Origin of the sequence: Parapedobacter sp., from assembly GCF_035556095.1 — a bacterium.
In the GTDB taxonomy this organism is placed as follows: Bacteria; Bacteroidota; Bacteroidia; order Sphingobacteriales; family Sphingobacteriaceae; genus Parapedobacter.
The window spans coordinates 266,533-287,568 of the sequence record NZ_DATMFT010000005.1 but is presented as its reverse complement, the minus strand read 5'-3'; the positions used below and the strand labels follow the sequence as shown (position 1 = coordinate 287,568).

General features: G+C 48.1%; 18 protein-coding genes and 1 tRNA gene. 14 read left to right on the top strand and 5 right to left on the bottom strand.

Annotation, left to right across the window (positions count from 1 at the left end; all coding sequences use genetic code 11):
- Positions 1–186: 186 nt before the first annotated feature.
- Both VNQ80_RS03265 and bshB1 read left to right on the top strand, forming a co-directional pair.
- On the top strand, positions 187–813 hold the full coding sequence (locus VNQ80_RS03265; protein ID WP_325636016.1) for a DUF4294 domain-containing protein: 627 nt from the start codon (positions 187–189) through the stop codon (positions 811–813).
- A 3-nt stretch (positions 814–816) separates the two neighbouring features.
- Positions 817–1,551, top strand: coding sequence for a bacillithiol biosynthesis deacetylase BshB1 (gene bshB1 / locus VNQ80_RS03260; RefSeq protein ID WP_325636015.1), 735 nt, complete (start codon positions 817–819; stop codon positions 1,549–1,551).
- A gap of 18 nt (positions 1,552–1,569) precedes the next feature.
- On the opposite strand, the gene VNQ80_RS03255 is transcribed toward bshB1, so the two are convergent.
- Positions 1,570–1,896, bottom strand: coding sequence for an iron-sulfur cluster assembly accessory protein (locus VNQ80_RS03255; protein WP_325636014.1), 327 nt, complete (start codon positions 1,894–1,896; stop codon positions 1,570–1,572).
- Between the two features lie 228 nt (positions 1,897–2,124).
- Here VNQ80_RS03255 and VNQ80_RS03250 point away from each other — a divergent pair, with 228 nt between their 5' ends.
- Both VNQ80_RS03250 and VNQ80_RS03245 read left to right on the top strand, forming a co-directional pair.
- Complete coding sequence (locus tag VNQ80_RS03250) at positions 2,125–3,432, top strand: HAMP domain-containing sensor histidine kinase (RefSeq protein WP_325636013.1); 1,308 nt, start codon at positions 2,125–2,127, stop codon at positions 3,430–3,432.
- Between the two features lie 35 nt (positions 3,433–3,467).
- On the top strand, positions 3,468–6,833 hold the full coding sequence (locus VNQ80_RS03245) for a DEAD/DEAH box helicase (protein WP_325636012.1): 3,366 nt from the start codon (positions 3,468–3,470) through the stop codon (positions 6,831–6,833).
- A gap of 44 nt (positions 6,834–6,877) precedes the next feature.
- On the opposite strand, the gene VNQ80_RS03240 is transcribed toward VNQ80_RS03245, so the two are convergent.
- Complete coding sequence (locus VNQ80_RS03240; RefSeq protein ID WP_325636011.1) at positions 6,878–7,576, bottom strand: NUDIX hydrolase; 699 nt, start codon at positions 7,574–7,576, stop codon at positions 6,878–6,880.
- 265 nt (positions 7,577–7,841) lie between these two features.
- Here VNQ80_RS03240 and pfkA point away from each other — a divergent pair, with 265 nt between their 5' ends.
- The 4 genes from pfkA to VNQ80_RS03220 all read left to right on the top strand — a co-directional run bounded on the left by pfkA (position 7,842) and on the right by VNQ80_RS03220 (position 11,213).
- The gene (pfkA, locus tag VNQ80_RS03235; protein ID WP_325636010.1) at positions 7,842–8,813 is read left to right on the top strand and encodes a 6-phosphofructokinase; all 972 of its coding nucleotides are present in this window, start codon (positions 7,842–7,844) and stop codon (positions 8,811–8,813) included.
- Positions 8,810–9,658: a hypothetical protein gene (locus VNQ80_RS03230; protein WP_325636009.1), complete on the top strand. Its 849-nt coding sequence runs from the start codon at positions 8,810–8,812 to the stop codon at positions 9,656–9,658. Before pfkA ends, VNQ80_RS03230 begins: the two co-directional genes overlap by 4 nt.
- 5 nt (positions 9,659–9,663) lie before the next feature.
- Entirely contained in the window at positions 9,664–10,659 is a 996-nt protein-coding gene (gap, locus tag VNQ80_RS03225) for a type I glyceraldehyde-3-phosphate dehydrogenase (RefSeq protein ID WP_325636008.1), read from the top strand.
- Positions 10,660–10,781: 122 nt separating this feature from the next.
- Positions 10,782–11,213 (top strand): hypothetical protein, encoded by a 432-nt coding sequence (locus VNQ80_RS03220; RefSeq protein WP_325636007.1) that lies wholly within the window; start codon positions 10,782–10,784, stop codon positions 11,211–11,213.
- Positions 11,214–11,236: 23 nt separating this feature from the next.
- Here the strand turns inward: VNQ80_RS03220 and mnmA are convergent, their stop codons facing one another.
- Complete coding sequence (mnmA, locus tag VNQ80_RS03215; RefSeq protein WP_325636006.1) at positions 11,237–12,325, bottom strand: tRNA 2-thiouridine(34) synthase MnmA; 1,089 nt, start codon at positions 12,323–12,325, stop codon at positions 11,237–11,239.
- 187 nt (positions 12,326–12,512) lie between these two features.
- Between mnmA and VNQ80_RS03210 the strand changes: the two genes are divergently transcribed.
- Positions 12,513–12,585, top strand: a tRNA-Phe gene (locus VNQ80_RS03210).
- Positions 12,586–12,740: 155 nt separating this feature from the next.
- Here the strand turns inward: VNQ80_RS03210 and VNQ80_RS03205 are convergent.
- Both VNQ80_RS03205 and VNQ80_RS03200 read right to left on the bottom strand, forming a co-directional pair.
- Complete coding sequence (locus VNQ80_RS03205) at positions 12,741–13,685, bottom strand: NAD-dependent epimerase/dehydratase family protein (protein ID WP_325636005.1); 945 nt, start codon at positions 13,683–13,685, stop codon at positions 12,741–12,743.
- Positions 13,686–13,696: 11 nt separating this feature from the next.
- Positions 13,697–13,840 carry a hypothetical protein gene (locus tag VNQ80_RS03200; RefSeq protein ID WP_325636004.1) on the bottom strand — a complete coding sequence of 48 codons (144 nt, stop codon included), beginning with the start codon at positions 13,838–13,840 and terminating at the stop codon, positions 13,697–13,699.
- A gap of 129 nt (positions 13,841–13,969) precedes the next feature.
- On the opposite strand from VNQ80_RS03200, the gene VNQ80_RS03195 reads away from it, so the two are divergent.
- From VNQ80_RS03195 to VNQ80_RS03175, 5 genes are all read left to right on the top strand, one after another.
- Positions 13,970–14,431 carry an Lrp/AsnC family transcriptional regulator gene (locus VNQ80_RS03195; protein WP_325636003.1) on the top strand — a complete coding sequence of 154 codons (462 nt, stop codon included), beginning with the start codon at positions 13,970–13,972 and terminating at the stop codon, positions 14,429–14,431.
- A gap of 205 nt (positions 14,432–14,636) precedes the next feature.
- The gene (locus VNQ80_RS03190; protein WP_325636002.1) at positions 14,637–15,239 is read left to right on the top strand and encodes a TetR/AcrR family transcriptional regulator; all 603 of its coding nucleotides are present in this window, start codon (positions 14,637–14,639) and stop codon (positions 15,237–15,239) included.
- Positions 15,240–15,267: 28 nt separating this feature from the next.
- On the top strand, positions 15,268–16,602 hold the full coding sequence (locus tag VNQ80_RS03185) for a TolC family protein (protein WP_325636001.1): 1,335 nt from the start codon (positions 15,268–15,270) through the stop codon (positions 16,600–16,602).
- Positions 16,603–16,623: 21 nt separating this feature from the next.
- A complete protein-coding gene (locus VNQ80_RS03180) occupies positions 16,624–17,700 on the top strand; it encodes an efflux RND transporter periplasmic adaptor subunit (protein ID WP_325636000.1) in 1,077 nt (358 codons plus the stop codon).
- A 35-nt stretch (positions 17,701–17,735) separates the two neighbouring features.
- The gene (locus VNQ80_RS03175; RefSeq protein WP_325635999.1) at positions 17,736–20,909 is read left to right on the top strand and encodes an efflux RND transporter permease subunit; all 3,174 of its coding nucleotides are present in this window, start codon (positions 17,736–17,738) and stop codon (positions 20,907–20,909) included.
- Positions 20,910–21,036 lie beyond the last annotated feature (127 nt).

The following is a 21,036-nucleotide window of genomic DNA, read 5'->3' as shown; positions in this document are numbered from 1 at the left end:
GCTGCTCGTGTTTTTTTCACGATAATGGAAAGCCCGACAATCATGCTTTGGTCCCACACAATTATAATTGCATATCAAAGCAACTTTAGCTAAGTTTGTATATCCGTAAAAAGGATAGTGGGTAGCCGTTATCGGCTTTTCATTTAACCTCATAAATGTACGGATAATTATTGAATATTACATCATATGGCTTTCATCCGACTGATGCTTTTTTTGGGTATAACGCTGCTGGCAAGCGGGGTGTATGCGCAAGATACGTTGTCGCGCCAGGCCGATAGCCTGCGTTCCCAACGGCGTACGGTGGCTACCACGTTGGTCGAAGGCGAGCGGGTACCTTGGATGCTGATTCCAGAGGTAACGGTAACACGTACGCGGGTTTTCAGGAGCCCGGAAGACAAAGCCCGTTACCTTCGCTTGCGCTACAATGTCATCAAGGTATTGCCATACGCGAAGTACGCCCAAGATAAATATCAGCAGCTCTACCGTGACCTGGCAGTGACGGACAATCGGCGGGAGCAAAAGCGGTTGGTCAAAGCCTGCGAGAAGGAAATCAAGGATATGTTCAATCGTGAAGTGAAGAACCTAACCATTTCACAGGGCGAAATACTGATTAAGCTTATCGACCGCCAAACGGGGAACTCTAGTTACGAAGTGGTAAAGGATTTGCGTGGTGGAATCACCGCGTTTTTTTACCAGTCGATTGCCCGTGTTTTCGGGCATAACCTCAAAGATACTTACAACGCCGAAGAGGATTTCGAAATTGAAAACATTATACGCAGCCTTGAGCGTCGCCCGGCTTACGGGTATTTTTGATATATGGACAAAAACAAACTGGATTTACTGGTCATCGCTGTGCATCCCGATGACGCCGAATTGGGTTGTGGAGGCACGATCATCAAGCATGTGCAAATGGGAAAGCGGGTAGGTGTTGTAGACCTCACCCGCGGCGAGTTGGGTACGCGGGGCACCGCTGAGTCGCGTGATGTAGAGGCGGCAAATGCTGCCGAGATATTGGGATTGTCCGCTCGTGAAAACCTTGGCTTGCGCGATGGTTTTTTCCGTAATGACGAAATCAGCCAATTGGTGGTTATTCGGGCCATTCGTAAATACCGCCCCGATATCGTTATATCCAATGCATTGGTTGATCGCCATCCGGACCATGGCAGGGCAGGAGACCTCGTCAACGATTCGGTCTTTCTTGCGGGCCTACGGAAGATAGAAACACATAGCGACGAGCATGCACCCCAGGTGCCCCATCGCCCACGATTGCTACTGCAGTTGATCCAGGATTACTACATCAAGCCGGACATTGCGGTCGACGTGACAGCTTGTTGGAATGATAAAATCAGGGCCATCAAAGCATACCGCTCGCAATTCCACAGCGATGCGTACGAATCAGACGAGCCGGAAACGTACATCTCAAAGCCAGATTTTTTGGAATACATTGAAGGACGGGCCAGGGAATACGGTAAATACATCGGAGCGAAGTATGCCGAAGGATTTACTTGTCGTCGGTTGTTGGGGGTAGACGATCTGTTTGTACTCAAATAAGGGTGAATGCCGGTTAGGTTATACCGCAAAACTTTCTCCGCAGGCGCACGTACGTGACGCGTTGGGGTTGTGGAATTCAAAACCTTTGCCATTGAGCCCGTCCGAATAGTCTAATTCGGTTCCTGCTAAATACAAATACGACTTTATATCGAGGCATATTTTGATGCCCTTGTCTTCAAATACCTGATCGCCTTTTTTTTCCTCGTTGTCGAAGTCAAGGCGATAGCTTAACCCCGAACAGCCGCCGCTTTCTACTGCCACACGTATAAAATAAGTGCCGTCGTAATTTTCCTTGGCCATGATGTCAAGGATGCGTTGCTTTGCCTTCTCCGTTATTGTTACCATACCCGTTATGCATTAAGTACGTGATGGGCTTCCGTAACACGTCTGCCCGGTTAATCCGAATGATCGTACGCAAAGATGCGCGTTCATGCGAATACGCAAATATCGGAAATATTTGTGGAATAGCCGGCCCGCAAAGTTTACGGTGCGTCATTTTTTTGAAAGACTGCACATCCGCAATTAACCTTAGAATTAAAAAATTTACTCAATTTGTTTGCTTACTTTTGCACCATGACCACCGGGCATCCAGAAAAAAACAGATGGGACGTAGGGCGATGGCTACGTTTCTTGGTTGGTGGTCGAGCCCTATCATTGGAAAACCGGTTACTGAATTCCGCTTGTCTCGTTGTCATATTTATTATGGTTTTCAATATCCCATTCAACTATTTTTCGGGGCTGAAGATCACGTCTCTTATCTTTCTCGTTTTTACTGCGCTTATAAGTGTGGCCTATTACCTGGCACGTTTCAGGCAACGGGTGGTATGGGGAGTGGTCATTGCATCCGGCGTGGGTATTGTGATGTTTTCGATCAATTATTTTTTCAGTGCGGGAGTTCATGGCGCCTCGCTGCTGACGTTTATGCTATCGTTCGTGGTCATCATCATCATGTCGCCAAAAAAGCTATATAAATGGTGGGTGACACTCTTTCTGCTGGTGGTTATCGGACTTTTAGTAATCGAGTACCATTATCCTCAAACGATAATCGTTACTTACGCCAATAGCAGAGCTCACTTTGTCGATATGGCCTTTGCCTATGCGACAGGTATTTTTATCTGTTTTTTCAGTTTGGCATACCTCAAAGAGGCTTATAACCGTGAAAGGGATTCAGCAGAACGGAAAACGGTTGCTTTGGCAAAGATGAATGACGAAAAGCTGAAATTATTCTCGATCATTTCTCACGATTTGCAGGCGCCGTTAGCGTCGCTGCACAGTTATGTGAGGTTAGTAGCCAGCGATCGCCTGACGCCCGAGGAGCGAAGACAGGTGGAAAGCGGGCTTGCGACCGCACTCCACGGTTCGCAAGAGATGCTCTCCAACATGTTGGTGTGGTCACAAAGCCAGTTGAGTGGATTCCGCATGTCACTGGTGAGGAATAACATTCACCAGGTGCTGAAACCTGTCATTGATGTTCAAAAGATTTATGCCAGTCAAAAGGATATTTCGTTGGAAGCGGACATTGATGATTCGCTGTATGCGTTGGTGGATCGTGATATGTTGCAGCTGATTATCCGTAATCTCATCGCAAACGCGATTAAGTTCACCATGCCAAATGGCTGTATCCGCGTCACCGCAAATCGGATAGGGACGGAATGCGAGCTGGTAGTGGAAGATAATGGCATTGGCATCGATGAAGACCAACAGGCGGAATTATTTACGTTAAAGACTAGGTCGACTTATGGCACTAACAACGAGCGTGGTATCGGCCTCGGATTGTTTCTGTGCAAGGAGTATGCACACGCATTTAAAGGCAGTTTAACGTTCGAGAGTGAAAAGGGGAGAGGCACCACGTTCCGCCTTAGGTTGCCGATCGTGAACTGACCTTAAAACCCCGGCCGACTTAATAAACGTCCTTGATGCTTGACTCGCGCGACACCCATATTTTTGTTTTCAGCAATACCACAATAGATCAGCTGACCGAGTTGGCCGTCACGTTGGCGGGTGCGGACCAGCAGCCGGCAATTGAATCGCAGCTCGTAATGTCTGTACAGCCCCGGGAAATTGCTATTAATACCGGCGTGTTTACCTGTCGTGCTACAGATGGTAATCATCGGAAGGTCACCGTAACGCAAGAAACAAACGGGTTGACGATTTCGAGCAACGCGCCTGCTGCGGTAGATGTGCTTACAGAATCCGAATCGGCAGTGCTGATCGCGATCCTGCGGCGCGACGAATTGGGGATTTTTTATCGCCCGGCACTCCGTCTCCGGCGTATAAAACAAGTAGCGGTTGCCTATGGGTTCGAACATGAGCCCGACCTTGAACGCTATTTCGTTCCAACACTTATTGAAGGACGGTTGGTTGTACAGCCCCGACTCAAGGGGTTGCTTCCGCTGAACTCGGCAAGGTTACGGGAATTGGCAAGCCGAGCCGAAAACCAAGCCCTACTGGTGCCGGGTATACTTCACCCATTGGAACAGCAGATTATAGTGTTTAGCAAACATAAATACGATCGGCATATCCGGGTAGATGTCATGCACGCAGGGCGTACAAAGACGGGCCGGTTAAAGCCCCCATTCACACGCCTGCAGCCATTTGACTTTATCGCGTCGGCAAAGGATGTTGGTGAGGCAAAGTTTTATGCCGCAATCGCGTCACTCCAGCAGATTGTAGCGGGAGACCGTACCGTCTCGGATTTGGCGGCATTGCACACCATTTTAAAATATGGCGGTAATTATCCGTTCTACTACCACGATGAGGAAAGGGGTGAAACAGTATCTTCGAAAACATTAGTGCCAGCGAAGGTGGCTGTCGCACCGCGCAGCACCAGTTTGTCTATCCGTCCGTCTGGACCCTTCTATACCGTTACGGGCATTTTTACTGTTAATGGTCAGGTATATCCATTACATAAGCTGCTGTGCCGCTTCGGATATTTTTTGTGCATTAAAGAGACCCTGTACCTGTTGGATAGCACGCCGCTGTTGGGGTTAATGACGCTGTTAAAAGAGCAGGAGGGCCAGTTACTTATTCATGCGAGCAAATACCGGGCGTTCCACAGGGAGTTTTTGGAGAAACTGTCAGCTGCGGTTCGTATTGAATATCCCGATAGCAAAGCGGCTACGCCCCGACAGCTGACTGAAGGAGGTTTTGCTGAAGTGCCGGAACGATTACTTTATTTGTCGGATTTCGGTGATCATGTGATGATTGTCCCCGTGGTTCGCTACGGAGAAGCCGAGGTAGCTATCCGCACGGAAAAGCAACTAACAGCCATCGATGGAAAAGGGAACGACTTTAACGTGCCGAGGGATGCTGACTTTGAGCAGGCGTTCATCACGCTGCTAATTAAGCAACACCCGTTCTTCCCTGAGCAACTGGACAATCAACTGTATTATTTCTACCTGCACAGGAAGTACTTCCTCGATGAAGCGTGGTTTTTACCTGCATTTGATACATGGCGCGAAGCGAACATCGATGTATATGGATTCAATGAACTCACCGATAATGACTTCAATCCAAATCGGGTATCGATAACTATTAAAGTAATCAGCGGGATAAACTGGTTTAACGCCACTTACGATGTGCGCTTTGGTAAGGAAAAGGCTTCGTTGAAAAAAATCCAATCCGCGTTGCGTAGCAAGCGCAGGTACATCGTGCTGGACGACGGCACGAAGGGTATGCTTCCGCAGGAATGGATCGATAAGTTCTCGGCTTACTTCCAAGCGGGTGAAGTAGTAGACGACGAGACCGTTCGGTACGCTAAGGTCAATTTCGAAACGGTTGCGACGCTGTACGACCAAGCGACATTGGACGGCCGGGTTGCCGCCGAAATCGAAGAGCTCCGTGAACGGCTGGCAACTTTCAGTACGATGCCGGAAGTGCCGGTACCACGGGGACTCGCCGTAGCGCTTCGCCCATACCAACATGAAGGACTGAAATGGCTCAATTTTTTGGACACCTTCCAGTTCGGCGGCATTTTGGCCGACGAAATGGGCTTGGGTAAGACGGTTCAAATCATCGCGTTCATTTTGTCTAAACGCGAAGCAGGGCGCGTGGGAACTGACCTTGTCGTGGTGCCGGCCACGCTGATTTTCAACTGGGAACGGGAGTTGGCTGCTGTTGCTCCAGCGCTACGGGTGCTGGTGCTTTACGGTTCAAAGCGGGTAAAAACCACCGCTTCCTTCGGGCGTTATGATGTTGTATTAACGTCTTATACCACATTATTGTCCGATATTCGTTTCGTTAAAAACTTCCTATTCAATTACGTTTACCTGGATGAATCTCAGCATATCAAAAATCCGGAATCACAGCGCTATAGAACAGCACGGCTACTGCAGGCCCGCAACCGTATCGCCATTAGCGGAACGCCTTTTGAAAACAGCTCATTCGATTTGTACGGACAACTGTCATTCGCTTGTCCGGGACTGTTGGGCGACAGGCGTTATTTCCGTGATGTGTATGGCAAGCCGATAGATCAGTTTAAGAACCAAAAGCGAAGAAAGGAGCTGAATCAGAAAATACAGCCATTTATACTACGACGCACCAAGGCAGAGGTTGCTGGGGAATTGCCCGAAAAGGTATGTCAGGTGTTATATAGCGACATGGGCGATGAGCAACGTAAGATATACAGCGCTTACGAGAAAGAATTCCGCGATTTTATCTGTGCGCTTTCGGGCGAAAAGCTCGATAAAAGTCCCATGCATGTACTCCGTGGGCTGACGCGCTTGCGGCAGATATGCAATTCGCCTGCACTGCTGCCGGATGGCATGCTGAATAAATCGGCTTCTGCTAAACTTAAACTATTAAAAGAGCAGGTAAGCGATAAATCACCTCATCATAAGCTGGTTATATTTTCGCAGTTTGTATCTATGCTGCACCTAGTCGCGGAGATGCTGGCGGAAATCGGCGTGCCTTATGTGAGTCTTACCGGGGGTACACGGAACCGCGGAGAGGTCGTTCGCTCGTTTCAGGAGGATCCCAAGGTTCGGGTCTTCTTGGTCAGCCTCAAGGCAGGAGGTACAGGACTGAACCTAACCGCTGCGGAAGTGGTATACTTAATAGACCCGTGGTGGAATCCGGCTGTGGAAGACCAAGCTATCGATCGAGTACATCGGATTGGCCAGAACAAAAAAGTAGTGGCCTATCGGTTGGTTACACCCAACACCGTGGAAGAAAAAGTGTTGGAGCTGCAAGCCACTAAAAACGCCTTAGCCGACGGACTTGTAAATAGCGATGGGTCATTTTTCCAAAATTTGAGTCGGGAGGCATTGTTAGGACTGTTGTAAAGGATAGCTTATGGCCCCGCCATCTTGAGGAATGTCTATTCCAGTTACCGACTGAATGTCAATTCATTTTGGAAGACTTTGGCGTATTTTCGTTTATCGAGTTTATACAGCCGAGCGGCACGGTAAGAAACGCCACGTTGGAATTCAGACAACTCTTTCAAGATATCGTAATTCAACATTTTTTTGCGGAAATTACGTTTGTCCAGCTTACGGCCCCAAATGGCCTCATAAAGTTGCTGTAATTGGGTGAGCGTGAATTTCTCCGGTAATAGCTCAAAAGCAATCGGGCTGTAGCTGATCTTGCGGCGCACTTTCTGGATGCTTTTATCGATAATATGCCGATGGTCGAAACCAAGCTCGGGTAAGCCGTTCAAGGGATGCCACACTGCTTGTCGGGCATAATCTGTTATCGGTTCCGGCTGACTTTTTAGATCGTCGAGCCGTAGCAGGGCATAATATGCAACGGTGATGATGCGTCCTTGAGGATGGCGTTTCAAGTCGCCAAAAGTATACAACTGTTCCATGTAAATCCCACGCAAACCGGTGTGCTCATAAAGAATCCGCTTCACGGCGTCATCGATGGTTTCGTTGTTTTCCACGAAAAATCCGGGGAGTGCCCACCATCCTTTAAAAGGGTATTCATTGCGCTCAATGAGCAACACTTTTAACTCACCTTCGTGGAAACCGAAGATAACGCAGTCCGTGGTAAATGTCGATTGTAAATGTGGTAAATTTGATTGCAAAGCCGCTCTATTTTGTCTATTAATTGATCTTTTTGTGCTAAATTTCCTCTTTAAAATTTGTTTCTCAATGCGGAGGAGAGACCGATAAGTTGCCTTCATATATGCACTGATTATAATTGCATATAAAAGCAAATTTATCTAAGTTTGCTCACTTTAAAACCTTTCGAGTAAAAAAATAATTCTTGAAAAATTTAATAGTGTAACAAATACACACTATATTCGTGCTGCTAATTTACAAAAGATTATTAGAAAAGTGCAAAGCATAATGAAAGTAGGGGTTTTTACCTCAGGTGGTGATGCCCCGGGGATGAACGCCTGTATTCGGGCAGCGGTCCGGACCGCATTGCACGCCGGTAAATCGGTGGTTGGTATTTACCAAGGATACCAAGGGATGGTAGATGGCAATTTCCAGGAGATGACCAGCCGGTCAGTGAGTAACATCATCCAGCTGGGTGGCACAATTCTCAAAACGGCCAGGTGTGCTGCTTTCCGTACTGCCGAAGGCAGGCAACAGGCTTACAACCACATCAAAGCCGCAGGAATCGACGCACTCATCGCCATCGGTGGCGATGGTACCTTTACGGGAGCCGAAGTTTTTTCCCGCGAGTTCGCCATTCCGGTGGTATGTGTGCCAGGAACGATAGATAACGACCTCTATGGGTCGGACTTCACGTTGGGTTATGACACAGCAACAAATACGGTCATCGAAGCGATCGATAAGATACGCGATACAGCAGCGTCGCACGACCGGTTGTTTTTCGTGGAAGTAATGGGACGCGACTCGGGTTGCATTGCGTTGAATGCCGGCATTGCTGGCGGGGCGGAAGCGATCTTATTGCCCGAAAAGGCAACCGGTATTGAAACCTTATGCAATCAGCTTGAGGTAGCTGCAAAAAGCAAAAAATCGTCTACTATCGTGATTGTTGCTGAAGGGGAGGAAAACGGCGGCGCATACAATGTGGCCAAGAAAGTAAAGGAACGATTTGATTTTTACGATACCAAGGTGACCATCTTGGGGCACCTCCAACGGGGTGGATCGCCCAGTAGCTTTGACAGGGTGTTGGCGAGCCGATTAGGATATGCGGCGATACGGCGTTTGCTCGCCGGCGAAACTCGGGTAATGGTGGGATTGCGGGGCAACGAGATAAAAACAACACCCCTCGAAGAGGTGCTGAACAAAAAGGTGTTCAAATTGAACAAGGATATGTTGGAAATGATGGAGGTCTTGTCAATATGATCGCGGTTGTATTCAGCGGCTCGAGATTTTCCGATTGGCGATTGGCCGAACGCGGGAAGATTGTGACGGGTTTTCGGATGATGGGAATTAACCCGTATCTGCACGAGGAGCGTTTTATCCTCCAGCTGTTGAATAAAAATAATAATCTCATTAATTACGCCGAAAAGATCAGGCGGATTTACTTCTTCGGTGCAGGTTCATCTTCTCCGGAACGGAAAGATAAAATTGCGTCGGTTTTCAAACATTTTTTCAAAAATGCGAAGATATTGGTGGACCACGATGTTAAGGCATCCGCCATTTCGACTTTCGGTGACAGTAAGGGGCTTATTGGCATCTTGGGCAGTGGGTCGAATGCAGCTTATTTTAATGGTAGGCGGACTTCAGACAATAATTTTGGCCTCGGGTATATCCTTGCCGACGAGGGCTCGGCGAATTGGATAGGCCGTATGCTCTTAAAAAGCTTCCTGAATGAGTCCATGCCCGAAGATCTGATGGAGAAATTCGTTGCGCGGTATCCGATGGATCGCAAGATTATAATGGATAAAGTGTATAATCAGGCAAACCCAACACTATTCTTGACGTCTTTCGCAGATTTTGTGATGGAAAACCATAAGCATCGTTTTATAAAGAAAACGATCTATCACGGGTTGAAGCTGTATATGGAGACCTACCTTTTACCGCTTACCAAACAATACCCAGGTGTGACCGTTAACTTTACCGGAAGCGTGGCCGCAGGCTACGAAGAATGGTTGCGGGACGTGGCCGGCAAGTATGATATCTCAATAGGTACGGTGATCAAAGAACCTATACATAATTTATTGAAATACTATTTAAATAAAAACTAATAAAAATGAAAATTGGAATCAATGGATTCGGCCGGATTGGCCGTTTAGCATTCAGGGCAGCGGTAAACCGTCCTGGTATCGAAATTGTTGGGATAAATGACCTCGTTGAGCCGGATTATTTGGCTTATATGCTGAAATATGACTCTACCCATGGAAAGTTTGATGGCACCGTGGATGTTAAGGATGGCCATCTTATTGTAAACGGAAAAACGATTCGCGTTACGGCTGAACGGGATCCGGCCAACCTGAAATGGGGAGACGTGGGTGCAGAGGTGATCATTGAGTCTACCGGTTTTTTCCTGACTAAAGAGACCGCACAGAAACATATCGATGCCGGTGCAAAGAAAGTGGTAATGTCGGCACCTGCTAAGGACGACACCCCTACGTTTGTGATTGGTGTAAACCATAAAACGTTGAAAGCCGAACAAACCATCGTTTCTAATGCTTCCTGCACAACCAACTGTTTGGCCCCACTCGCCAAGGTACTCCATGATAATTTTGGTATCGTGGAAGGACTGATGAGTACCATCCATGCGGTTACGGCTACACAAAAGACAGTAGATGGCCCATCGGTGAAAGATTGGCGCGGTGGGCGCGGTGCCTACCAAAACATCATTCCTTCGTCTACGGGAGCCGCTAAGGCGGTAGGACTGGTATTGCCCGAATTGCAAGGCAAGCTTACCGGTATGTCTTTCCGGGTGCCCGTGCCTGATGTATCGGTAGTGGATCTAACCGCTAGGTTGGAAAAACCGGCCACCTACGAACAGATCAAGCAAGCGTACAAAGCAGCTTCGGAAGGTGAGCTTAAAGGTATCCTTGGCTATACCGAAGACGCTGTCGTTTCGGAAGATTTCCGGGGCGATGCGCGCACATCGATCTTTGATGCGGGTGCAGGTATTTCACTCAACGACAACTTCGTGAAAGTGGTATCGTGGTATGACAACGAATGGGGATACTCCAACAAATTGGTTGACCTCGTAGAACTTGTTGGCAACGCTTAACGATAGCGTGCATATTAGATAAAAGCCCGTCTCGTTAAAAATGAGACGGGCTTTTATTTTTTTTATGGGATATCACGTATACTTGTGTAACATTAAGAAGTAATCCGTTAATACCCTAGAAGATGACGGCTAAAACATGGATTGTGTTTGTCGCTCTCGGTTTTTTCCTATTCGGCAGTGTATATGCCCAGGAAAAGGAAGTGAAAACGCAAGAATACCACCTCAGGAAAGCAAAACGAGATAAGACTGTCGCGCTCATTGCCGGGGGCGTTAGCGTGGCGTGCATTACCGGTGGAATCATTTATGGTAGTAAAGATGGGGAAGGCATAGGGGAGGTGCTGGGCAACGGCGTGAACTCTATTTTTTTCTATGCTGCTGGGCTAACCAGCGGATTGACATGCATTGGGTTTGCAATAGGGTCCGGCTACCATCGACGGAAGGCAGCCCTCCTTACCGTAACACCCATTGCCTACTCGGACCGGTTGGGTATGTCGTCGGAAAGAGGCGCCCAGACCATTAGATCAGCACATGTTGGCTTACGTATAACGTTTTGATAGTCAATGAAGCAAGAAATTGATTACATCAAAAAGCCACCGCCCAGTAGGTCATCGCCTTCATAGAACACCGCCGATTGGCCCGGTGCTATCCCTTTTACCGCATGGTGGAAGTCGACTTTCATATTCCCGTCGTGTTGCACGATAGTACTGGTCATGCCCGCGTCTTTATACCGAATTTTGGTTACCGCTTCCATCGGCTGTGTAATGGCGGCGTATTTGACTAGGTTAACGTTCCGAACGTAAGCTTCATGCCGTTGCAGTTCATGCTCATCACCAAGTACCACGGTATTGCTTTCCGGAAGGATTTCGGTTACAAAAATCGGACGCCCAAGCGCGATTCCCAGTCCCTTCCGCTGGCCAACGGTATAGTAGGGGTAACCCTGGTGTTGGCCTACTACGGTGCCGTCTGTAAGTATGAAGTTGCCCGGCCCGATGCGGTCGTCAATATCCGCTACCCGGTGGCGCAGAAATGAGCGGTAATCGTTGTCTGGCACAAAGCAAATCTCATAGCTTTCGGATTTACTGGCCAGCTCTAGTTGTCCCATTTCGGCTGCCAGTTGCCTGATTTCAGCCTTCGTGTAAGAGCCGAGTGGGAATTGGGTACGGGCAAGATTTTCTTGCGAGACTCCCCAAAGTACATAAGACTGGTCTTTATGGGTATCTCGGCCCTTGGAGATAACATACCGTCCGTTTTCTTGCTGGCGGATATTGGCATAATGTCCGGTAGCGATGAATTCACAATCCAACTTATTTGCCCGTTTCAATAAAGCCTCCCATTTAATATGGGTATTGCAGAGCACACACGGGTTCGGTGTACGCCCAGCGAGGTATTCGTCAACGAAATTATCGATCACGGAGTCGCCGAATTCTCCCCGGATGTCCAATATGTAATGGGGGAACCCAAAAGAAACCGCCAGCGCCCGGGCATCGTTGATGCTATCGAGGCTGCAGCACCCCGTTTCCTTGGTTGAGCTTCCCGAGGAGGCATAATCCCAGGTTTTCATCGTTAACCCGATGACTTCGTAGCCCTGTTCATGAAGCATCACTGCCGCTACAGAACTGTCTACACCGCCGCTCATGGCCACTAATACTCTTCCTCGTTTGCTCATTTGTATGGATTCAAAATGCAAATGTACGGCTAATTTTTATTTCGGTATGTTTTCACCTTGTCATTTTATCACCAACGCTATCAGCGGCTTGCCATCAGCTCTCGAATAATTTTCAAAAAAAATTTTCTTAAATGAAAAAAGGCGCTACATTTGCAGTCCCAAAACAGCCTTATTACGGTTGTTAAGCGGTACCATAGCTCAGTTGGTAGAGCAAAGGACTGAAAATCCTTGTGTCGCTGGTTCGAATCCAGCTGGTACCACGGAGAGCCTCCTCGTTTGACACGAGGGGGCTTTTTTTCTGGGATCGTTCCTGACATTTAGCTATCAGCCAATCGCTATTTCTTTTAAGTATATGCTCCCGTACGCATTAGCGTATGCGCAAGCGAGAAGCGTTTGAAAACACATGAAAAACTCACTATCTCGTAATCCGAGCCCCGATTGCGGACAGCATGTCGCTGACCATGTCATCAAACCCGTATTTGGGTTCCCATGCCCAATCACTACGGGCACAGCGGTCGTCGATATCCTGTGGCCAACTGTTGGCAATGCGTTGGCGGAAATCAGGCTGGTATCGCCATGTAAATTCGGGGATGTACTTCTGTATGGCAGTTGCGAGCTGCTCGGGGCTGAAGCTGAACGCGGCGAAATTGTATGAAGTACGGATATTGATGGCATCTGCCGGAGCCTCCATTAGCTGAATCGTTCCAGCCACAGCATCCGGCATGTACATCATGGGGAGTATCGTTTCAGCGGCTAGAAAGCATGTATAAGTGTCGCCTCGGACGGCATGATAGAAAATGTCTACTGCATAATCAGTAGTACCCCCTCCCGGTAACGCGGTATGGCTGATTAAGCCGGGATATCGTATGCTACGCACATCCACCCCATAGGTGTTATGATAGTATTGACACCAATTTTCACCGGCGGCTTTGCTTATTCCATACACGGTTCCCGGCTGCGTCACCGTGTGTTGCGGACAATACGCGCTAGGCACGTGTTCGCCAAATAAGGCGATGCTACTGGGCCAGAATACACGGCATCCTGTTTCGCGGGCGACTTCAAGCACATTTAGTAAGCCCTGCATATTGAGGTCCCAAGCCTGTAAGGGGTGCTGTTCGCCACTTGCTGAAAGGAATGCCGCCAAATGATATATGATCGTAGCACCCGTGTCTGAAACAAGCTGACCTAACGCTTCGCGGTCCATAACATCGAGCAATCGGAAGTTGATATCGGTTACGGCAGGTTGGCGGATATCGGTGGCAATGACGCGCCCACCGCCATATTGCACGCGGAGTGCGGCAGTTAGCTCGGTGCCCAATTGGCCGTTGGCGCCAGTAATGATGATCTGTTGTTCCTGCATACGAAAGCTGTTCAAAAAAACATGGTGGCCATGTAACGGCCACCATGTAGTAACCTGAGTTTAAGCCTTGATCGGCGCGAGGGACGGTCATCCATGTGTTGTGCCATCTGCATCACCAACCATCGCTCGATATAACGCTGCAAAATTCTACCCATTTAAACAAAAACACAAGGGTTCTGTTTTAATTCCGTTAATTTAACAGCAAACTGCTTGAAATGCCATTTTTTTCATATGTTTGAATCGTCAAGCGGATTATTGGCCGTTAAAGTAATTGAAAACTTGATTTGATTGATCTCGATCCCATAGACATTGAATTGTTGCGCATCCTCCAGCGCGACGCGACCTTGTCCAACAAGCAACTTTCGTTGCAATTAAATAGATCTGTGGCCGCAATCCAGGAACGCCGTCGGAAACTCCGTGAACAGGGATATATCAAACGGGTCGTTGCCATCGTGGACCGGCGTAAAATCGACCGTAGCCTAGTTGCTTTTTCGCACGTGCTGTTGACCTCCCATAACCGGGAAGTATTGCTGGGCTTCGAGCAGGATGTGTTGGCGTTTGATGAAGTGATGGAGTGCATGCAGCTAACCGGTGCATACGATTTCATCTTGCGCGTAGCGGTACGTGATATGGATGCCTATAATCATTTCCTCCGCGAAAAATTAGCCACCTTGCCCAATATCAGTACCGTACAAAGCTTTTTTGTACTGGAAGAAGCCCGAAGCGATACCGCGTACCCGTTGTAGCCGTTGATTAATTTTTGTCCTTTTTAGCCATTCTGACATAAGGTTGTCACTTACAAACCATTGCTTTGTATCATTCGTTCTTTTGTAAACATTATGTCATAAGATAACGAATGCATTGCGCTGGCATCATTTTTCGCTTGCTATTTGCCTATTAAGTTGTACTTTTGACCAAAATTTAAAGATAGTCAAATGGTAAAAAGGTAAAATGAGTACGGTAGACGACAAACGGAATCAAATAATTGAAGCAGCCTTGAAGCGTTTTTCGCATTTCGGTATTGCCAAAACATCGATGAGTGAAGTGGCAGATGATCTGAAACTTTCGAAGGCAAACTTGTATTATTATTTTCCGGATAAGTTCTCACTGATCGAAGCAATAGCGTACCGCATTATCGACGAAAGTGATGCAGCAATCGAAAAAGCGTTCGATGAGGCCAAAGGCACGCTGGACCTGCTGATTTGGATGCTGGAGATGAAGAAAGCATATGTTGAAAAATACTACATGCTGATTCTTAATCTCCATGAGATGAACATCCACGAAGAAAAGTGGAAAACACTGGCAGAACGATTGTTTCAACGAGAAGTGGAAACCATTTCGAGGATATTTGAGCAAGGGATAGCCAATAACGAACTTGTAACATTTGACGTGGCTTCAACGTCTGAATTATATGTTGCCATGATACGTGGATTGGCGATGTTTTGCGACCATGCCGCACCTCATGCGTTGATCGATCGGGATGAGCTCTCCCGCGTATTTGAAAAACAAAAACAAGCTGCAGCGATCGTTATCAACGGTCTCCAAAAAAAATAGTGAAATTGAGAACATGAATAAATCAACAATGAATATACGATTATTTATAGCCGCGCTATTCGTCGGTTTAATGGGCGTGCAAGTGGTTTCCGCCCAAGAGGTTCTGACACTCAAGGAAGCGCTTAATTATGCGCTTTCGCACAGTGAGTCTGTAAAAAAGGCTCGGTTGGACATTGAGGGTGGAAAACACCAGGTCGCCGAGGTGCGGGCATCGGCATTGCCGCAAGTTGAAGGTGTCGGTGCATTAAACTATAATCCGGTTATCGGAAAACTGGTTTTTGCGGGACAATCGGTTACCATCGGCCAACCGTGGGATTCATATGTAGGAGCGCAGTTGAATCAGCAGGTTTTTAATCAGCAGGTTTTTACAGGGTTAAAGGCGGCAAAAACAACAAGTGAGTTTTACGAATTGAGTGCCGAGCTTACCGAGGAACAGGTAATCGAACAAGTAGCTATGAATTACTACCACGTTTTAGTGAACCGCGAACAGCTGAGCGTGATCGATACCAACCTTAAAAACGTGAGAGTAATCCACGGCATCGTTTCAAACCAATACGATAACGGATTGGCAAAGAAGATTGATGTGGATAGGATCAAGGTGAACATTACGAACTTGGAAAATCAGCGTGAGGAACTCGTAAATGGCATCGTCATGTTGGAAAATCAGTTGAAATATACCATGGGTATGCCTATCGAAACGGCTATCGTATTACCTGAAACGGAATTGAAAGAGGTCCCTTCGGCAGTGGACTTCCCGGATCGGCAGAACCGGACGGACCATTTGGTGGAGGTGAATCTGATGAACAAACAATTGGAACTGCTGGACCTCCAGTATAAAGCTTATAAAGCAGAATATTATCCTACATTGGCGCTGGTTAGCAATTATACATACACCGCGATGTCTGACCGGTTCAATTACCTTTATAAGAGTTCTACGGATCCGATGGCTGCTCGGTTCGGTTCGATGGTCATCGGCCTTAATTTACGTATCCCTATTTTCAATGGATTTGCTACCCGTGCCCGCATGGGGAAGGCAAAGGTCGATTACCTCAAAGCCGAGCAGGATCTATGGAATACGAAACAGTCGTTGAATTTGGCTAATGAGAATGCGCAGATCCAATTACATAACGCATTAAACACCATTCGGTCACAACAAGAGAATGTAGTTTTAGCCCAAGAGGTTTACGCCAGTACCCAAAACAACTATAACAATGGATTGGCGCCGCTGACCGACTTGTTGGACACCGAAAATGCATTGACACAAGCACAGAATAGCTATACACAAGCGTTGCTGAATTACAAAATAGCCGAAATTCAGTTGAAGAAAGCAAACGGAGAGATTAAATCATTAATAAACGAGTAACATCATCATCATCACACATATATGAAACGGATCATTAGCATTATTGTCGTCGTTATTGGCCTATTGAGCCTCATCGGATGGGTCTTAACGAATAACAAAAAAGAAAACGAGGCGAAAACCGCTGTGGTTGCCGAGACCGGCGGAGCCGTCGTTGTTAAGGCGGCTACGGTAAGTAAGCAACCGATCGTACTCGATTTCTCGGCGAACGGCAACTTTGCCGCCAACCAAGATTTGACTTTATTGTCTGAAGTCAGTGGACGCATTACACGTATTATGGTAGACGAGGGTTCGCACGTACGTAAAGGACAGGTATTGGCGTTGGTAGACCCCGAAATCCTCAGTTTGGATAAACAGTCGGCTGAAGACGCACTCCAAAAGTTGAAAACGGACTATGGCCGGTACAAGAGCTCTTATGAAACCGGTGGCGTTACGCGGGCCCAACTGGACGAAATCGAATTGCAGCTCCGCAATGCCGAGGTCCGGCTGCAGCAAGCCGATCGCCGGGTGTCGGACGCAACGGTTAAGTCGCCCATTAACGGCATAATCAACCGCCGCGCAATCGAAATGGGAGCGTATCTTTCACCAGGTACCGAGCTCTTTGAGATCGTAGATCTGTCTCAACTGAAATTGCAGGTAACGGCCAACGAAACCCAGGTAGTCAACCTCAAAGTCGGTGACAAGGTCACGGTTACAAGTACGGTATTCCCGGCCGAAGAATTCAATGGTACGGTACGCTTCATTGCCGCGAAAGCCGACAATACGCTCAACTATCCGGTAGAGATCGTTATCGATAATAGCCGAGCTTCTGAACTCAGGGCCGGCATGTACGGTACGGCCCATTTCAAATTCCCGCAAACTGAACCTGCCATCTTGGTGCCACGTGGCGCATTTGTTGGTGGGGTAAATAGCAACCAAGTCTATGTATTAAACAAGGACAGTGCAGCGGTGATACGCAAGGTGATTGCGGGAAGAATCTTCGGCGAACAGGTTGAAATTGTACAAGGGCTCGAAGAAGGCGAAACGGTGATCACAAGTGGGCAAATCAATTTGGTAGACGGCGCCAAGGTTGCCGCACAGGTCGATTCAACCCAAGGATAACGATTCACAAAGTCTCATATCTCATATCTTAACTCATGAAGATAGCAGAAATATCGATAAAACGTCCATCCATCGTCATTGTGGTATTCACCGCATTGACCCTGTTGGGCATCATGAGCTATTTCTCGTTGAACTACGAGTTGCTCCCCAAGTTTACCCCCAGCGTGGTATCCATCACCACGATCTATCCGGGGGCGTCACCCAGTGAGGTGGAAAACACCGTGACCAAGAAAATTGAAGACGCGGTAGCCTCGTTGGAGAATATCAAAAAGCTCGACGCCACATCGTTCGAGAGCCTGTCGATGGTTATCATCGAGCTAAATAGCGGCACGGATGTCGACTACGCACTCAACGATGCGCAGCGAAAGGTGAACGCCATCCTATCCGAACTACCGGATGATGCCGAAGCGCCCTCACTAGCCAAGTTTTCGATGGATGATTTACCCATTCTTTCACTTGCTGCCACTGGCGATATGGACGAGGCCGCATTTTACGACCTCATTGATAAACGTGTACAACCCGTGCTGTCGCGTGTGCCGGGAGTTGCACAGGTAAACCTCATTGGTGGCCAGGAACGCGAAATCCAGGTGAGTATAGATGCATCTAAGTTGGAGGGTTATGGATTATCTATCCTTCAGGTACAGCAAGCTATTCTCACATCAAACCTCGACTTCCCGACGGGAAGCGTTAAAACCCAAAACCAAGATATATTGGTCCGGTTGGCCGGCAAATACAGATCGGTCGACGAACTACGTAACCTGGTTGTCGCTGCAACACCAACGGGAGGACAGGTACGCATCCGCGATATTGCTGATGTACAGGATGCACAGAAAGATATCGAAAAAATTGCTCGGGTAAATCGGCAGAGTGCTTTACTCCTGCAGGTATTGAAACAATCCGATGCCAATGCGGTCGAAGTAAGTCGCGGTACGCAAGAGACGATAACTACATTGATGGACACCTATCGGGCCGAGGGCTTGAAAATAGACATCGCCAATGACAGTTCCACGTACACGCTCGAGTCGGCCAATGCGGTTATATTCGACTTGTTCTTGGCGGTGGTACTGGTAGCGGTGGTGATGCTGTTCTTCTTGCACAGTATCCGGAATGCGGTAATCGTGATGGTTGCCATCCCGGCGTCGCTGATTGCAACGTTCATCGGTATTAACCTCTTCGGTTATACCCTCAACTTGATGTCGCTCCTTGGCTTATCCCTCGTGGTGGGTATCCTTGTTGACGATGCCATCGTGGTCATCGAGAACATATACCGCCACATGGAAATGGGCAAAAACAAGGTGCGTGCATCTTACGACGCGGCGAAAGAGATCGGTTTTACCGTTATCTCCATTACATTGGTCATCGTAGTGGTATTTCTGCCGATCGCCATCAGTACGGGTATGGTGTCCGATATTTTACGCGAATTTTGTGTGGTCGTTGTAATTGCCACATTACTTAGTTTGGTGGCGTCATTTACCATTGTGCCTTTACTTACATCGCGGTTCGGTAAGCTGGATCGGGTATCTGATAAGAATATTTTCGGTCGGTTTGTACTATGGTTCGAAAACCAGTTACATCGTTTTACGCGTTGGGTAACCGGCGTGCTGAAATGGTCGCTTAACCATAAATTCATCACGCTAGCTGCGGTTACCATTATGCTGTTCGCCTCCTTTGGTCTATTGGCTGGCGGCTATATCGGTGGCGAGTTCTTTGCACAGGGCGATCGCGGTGAGTTCCTGGTGCAGATAGAGATGCCCAAAGACGCTTCCATTGAGCAAACCAATCAGATGACGCAGAAGGCGGAGGAGTTTTTAGCGACCAAACCGGAGGTGGTTTCCGTAATCACCACGGTTGGGCAGTCGAATGACGGGTTCGTCGGTACACAGGCGACCGCCTACAAAGCGGAGCTTACCGTGAAGCTTACTAGCGGCAAAGAACGCGAAGACCCCAGTAACATCTATGCCGCAAAGTTGAAACGTGAAATGCAAAAAGTGCTGGTGGGAGCGAAGGTGAAGACGGTGCCCATCAGTATCGTTGGTTTCGCCGAGCAGGCACCGTTGGAGATGGTGGTTATCGGCTCCGATTTGGATAGTGTGCTCAACTACGCGGAAGCGATCTTGGAGCGCGTACGCAAAATTCCCGGTACTTCGGAAGCCAAGCTCTCTGTGGAGAGCGGTACACCGGAGATCACGGTGGAAGTGAACCGGGATAAGATGGCTGCCCTGGGTTTGAATCTTCAGACCGTGGGTGCCACCATGCAGACTGCATTTAGCGGAAATACCGACGGCAAATTCCGCTCTGGCGAATACGAGTACGACATCAACATTCGTTTCGACGATTATGACCGTAAAAACGTGGAAGATGTGAGCAACCTACCCTTCACGAACGACCAGGGGCAACTGGTGCGGTTATCGCAATTTGCCAGTATCCATGAAGGGTCGGGACCAAGCCAATTGGAACGGCGCGATAAAAGTACGTCGGTGAAAGTACAATCGCAGGTCGTAGGCCGCCCCGTCAGTGCGATAGCCGCTGATTTGGAGACCCAACTCGACGAGGTACAGCGGCCCGCTGGCGTAAGTTATGTATGGAGCGGCGATATGGAGCAGCAGTCCGAGGGTTTCGGTACTCTGGGCATTGCATTACTCAGTTCTATACTCCTCGTCTACTTTATCATGGTGGCGTTGTACGACAGCTTCGTGTATCCTTTTGTAGTCATGTTTTCCATTCCGCTGTCGATTATCGGTGCGTTGCTGGCGTTGGCACTGACCAACAATACATTAAATATATTCACCATCCTCGGCTTGATCATGTTGATCGGATTGGTTGCTAAGAATGCCATTATCCTGGTAGACTTTACTAATCATCTCAAAGCGGAAGGTAAGTCTACGCGTGAAGCGCTGATCTTGGCCAACCAGGCGCGGCTACGCCCGATCCTCATGACAACCATTGCCATGGTATTCGGGATGTTGCCAATTGCGTTGGCGACCGGCCCGAGCGCTGAATGGAAAAACGGATTGGCGTGGGTCATTATCGGCGGTCTCGTCAGTTCATTGTTCCTAACGTTGATTGTCGTGCCGGTAATCTACCAGATTATGGACAACATCCTGCACCGTTTTGGACTGGATAAGAAGGGCCAACCTATCGAAGAGCTGATGGTCGAAGACTATGTACATAAAGAGGTGAAAGAATACGAAGAAGAGACCGCCTACTAATTACCGACTAACGTCCCGGATGTCACATCCGGGACGTTTTCTTTGAACGCCCCGCCTGCATACCTCATGCAGCGCAATGCGGAGAGGAGCGACGACGCTATTTCGAAATCGCCCGGTGCGAACTGGT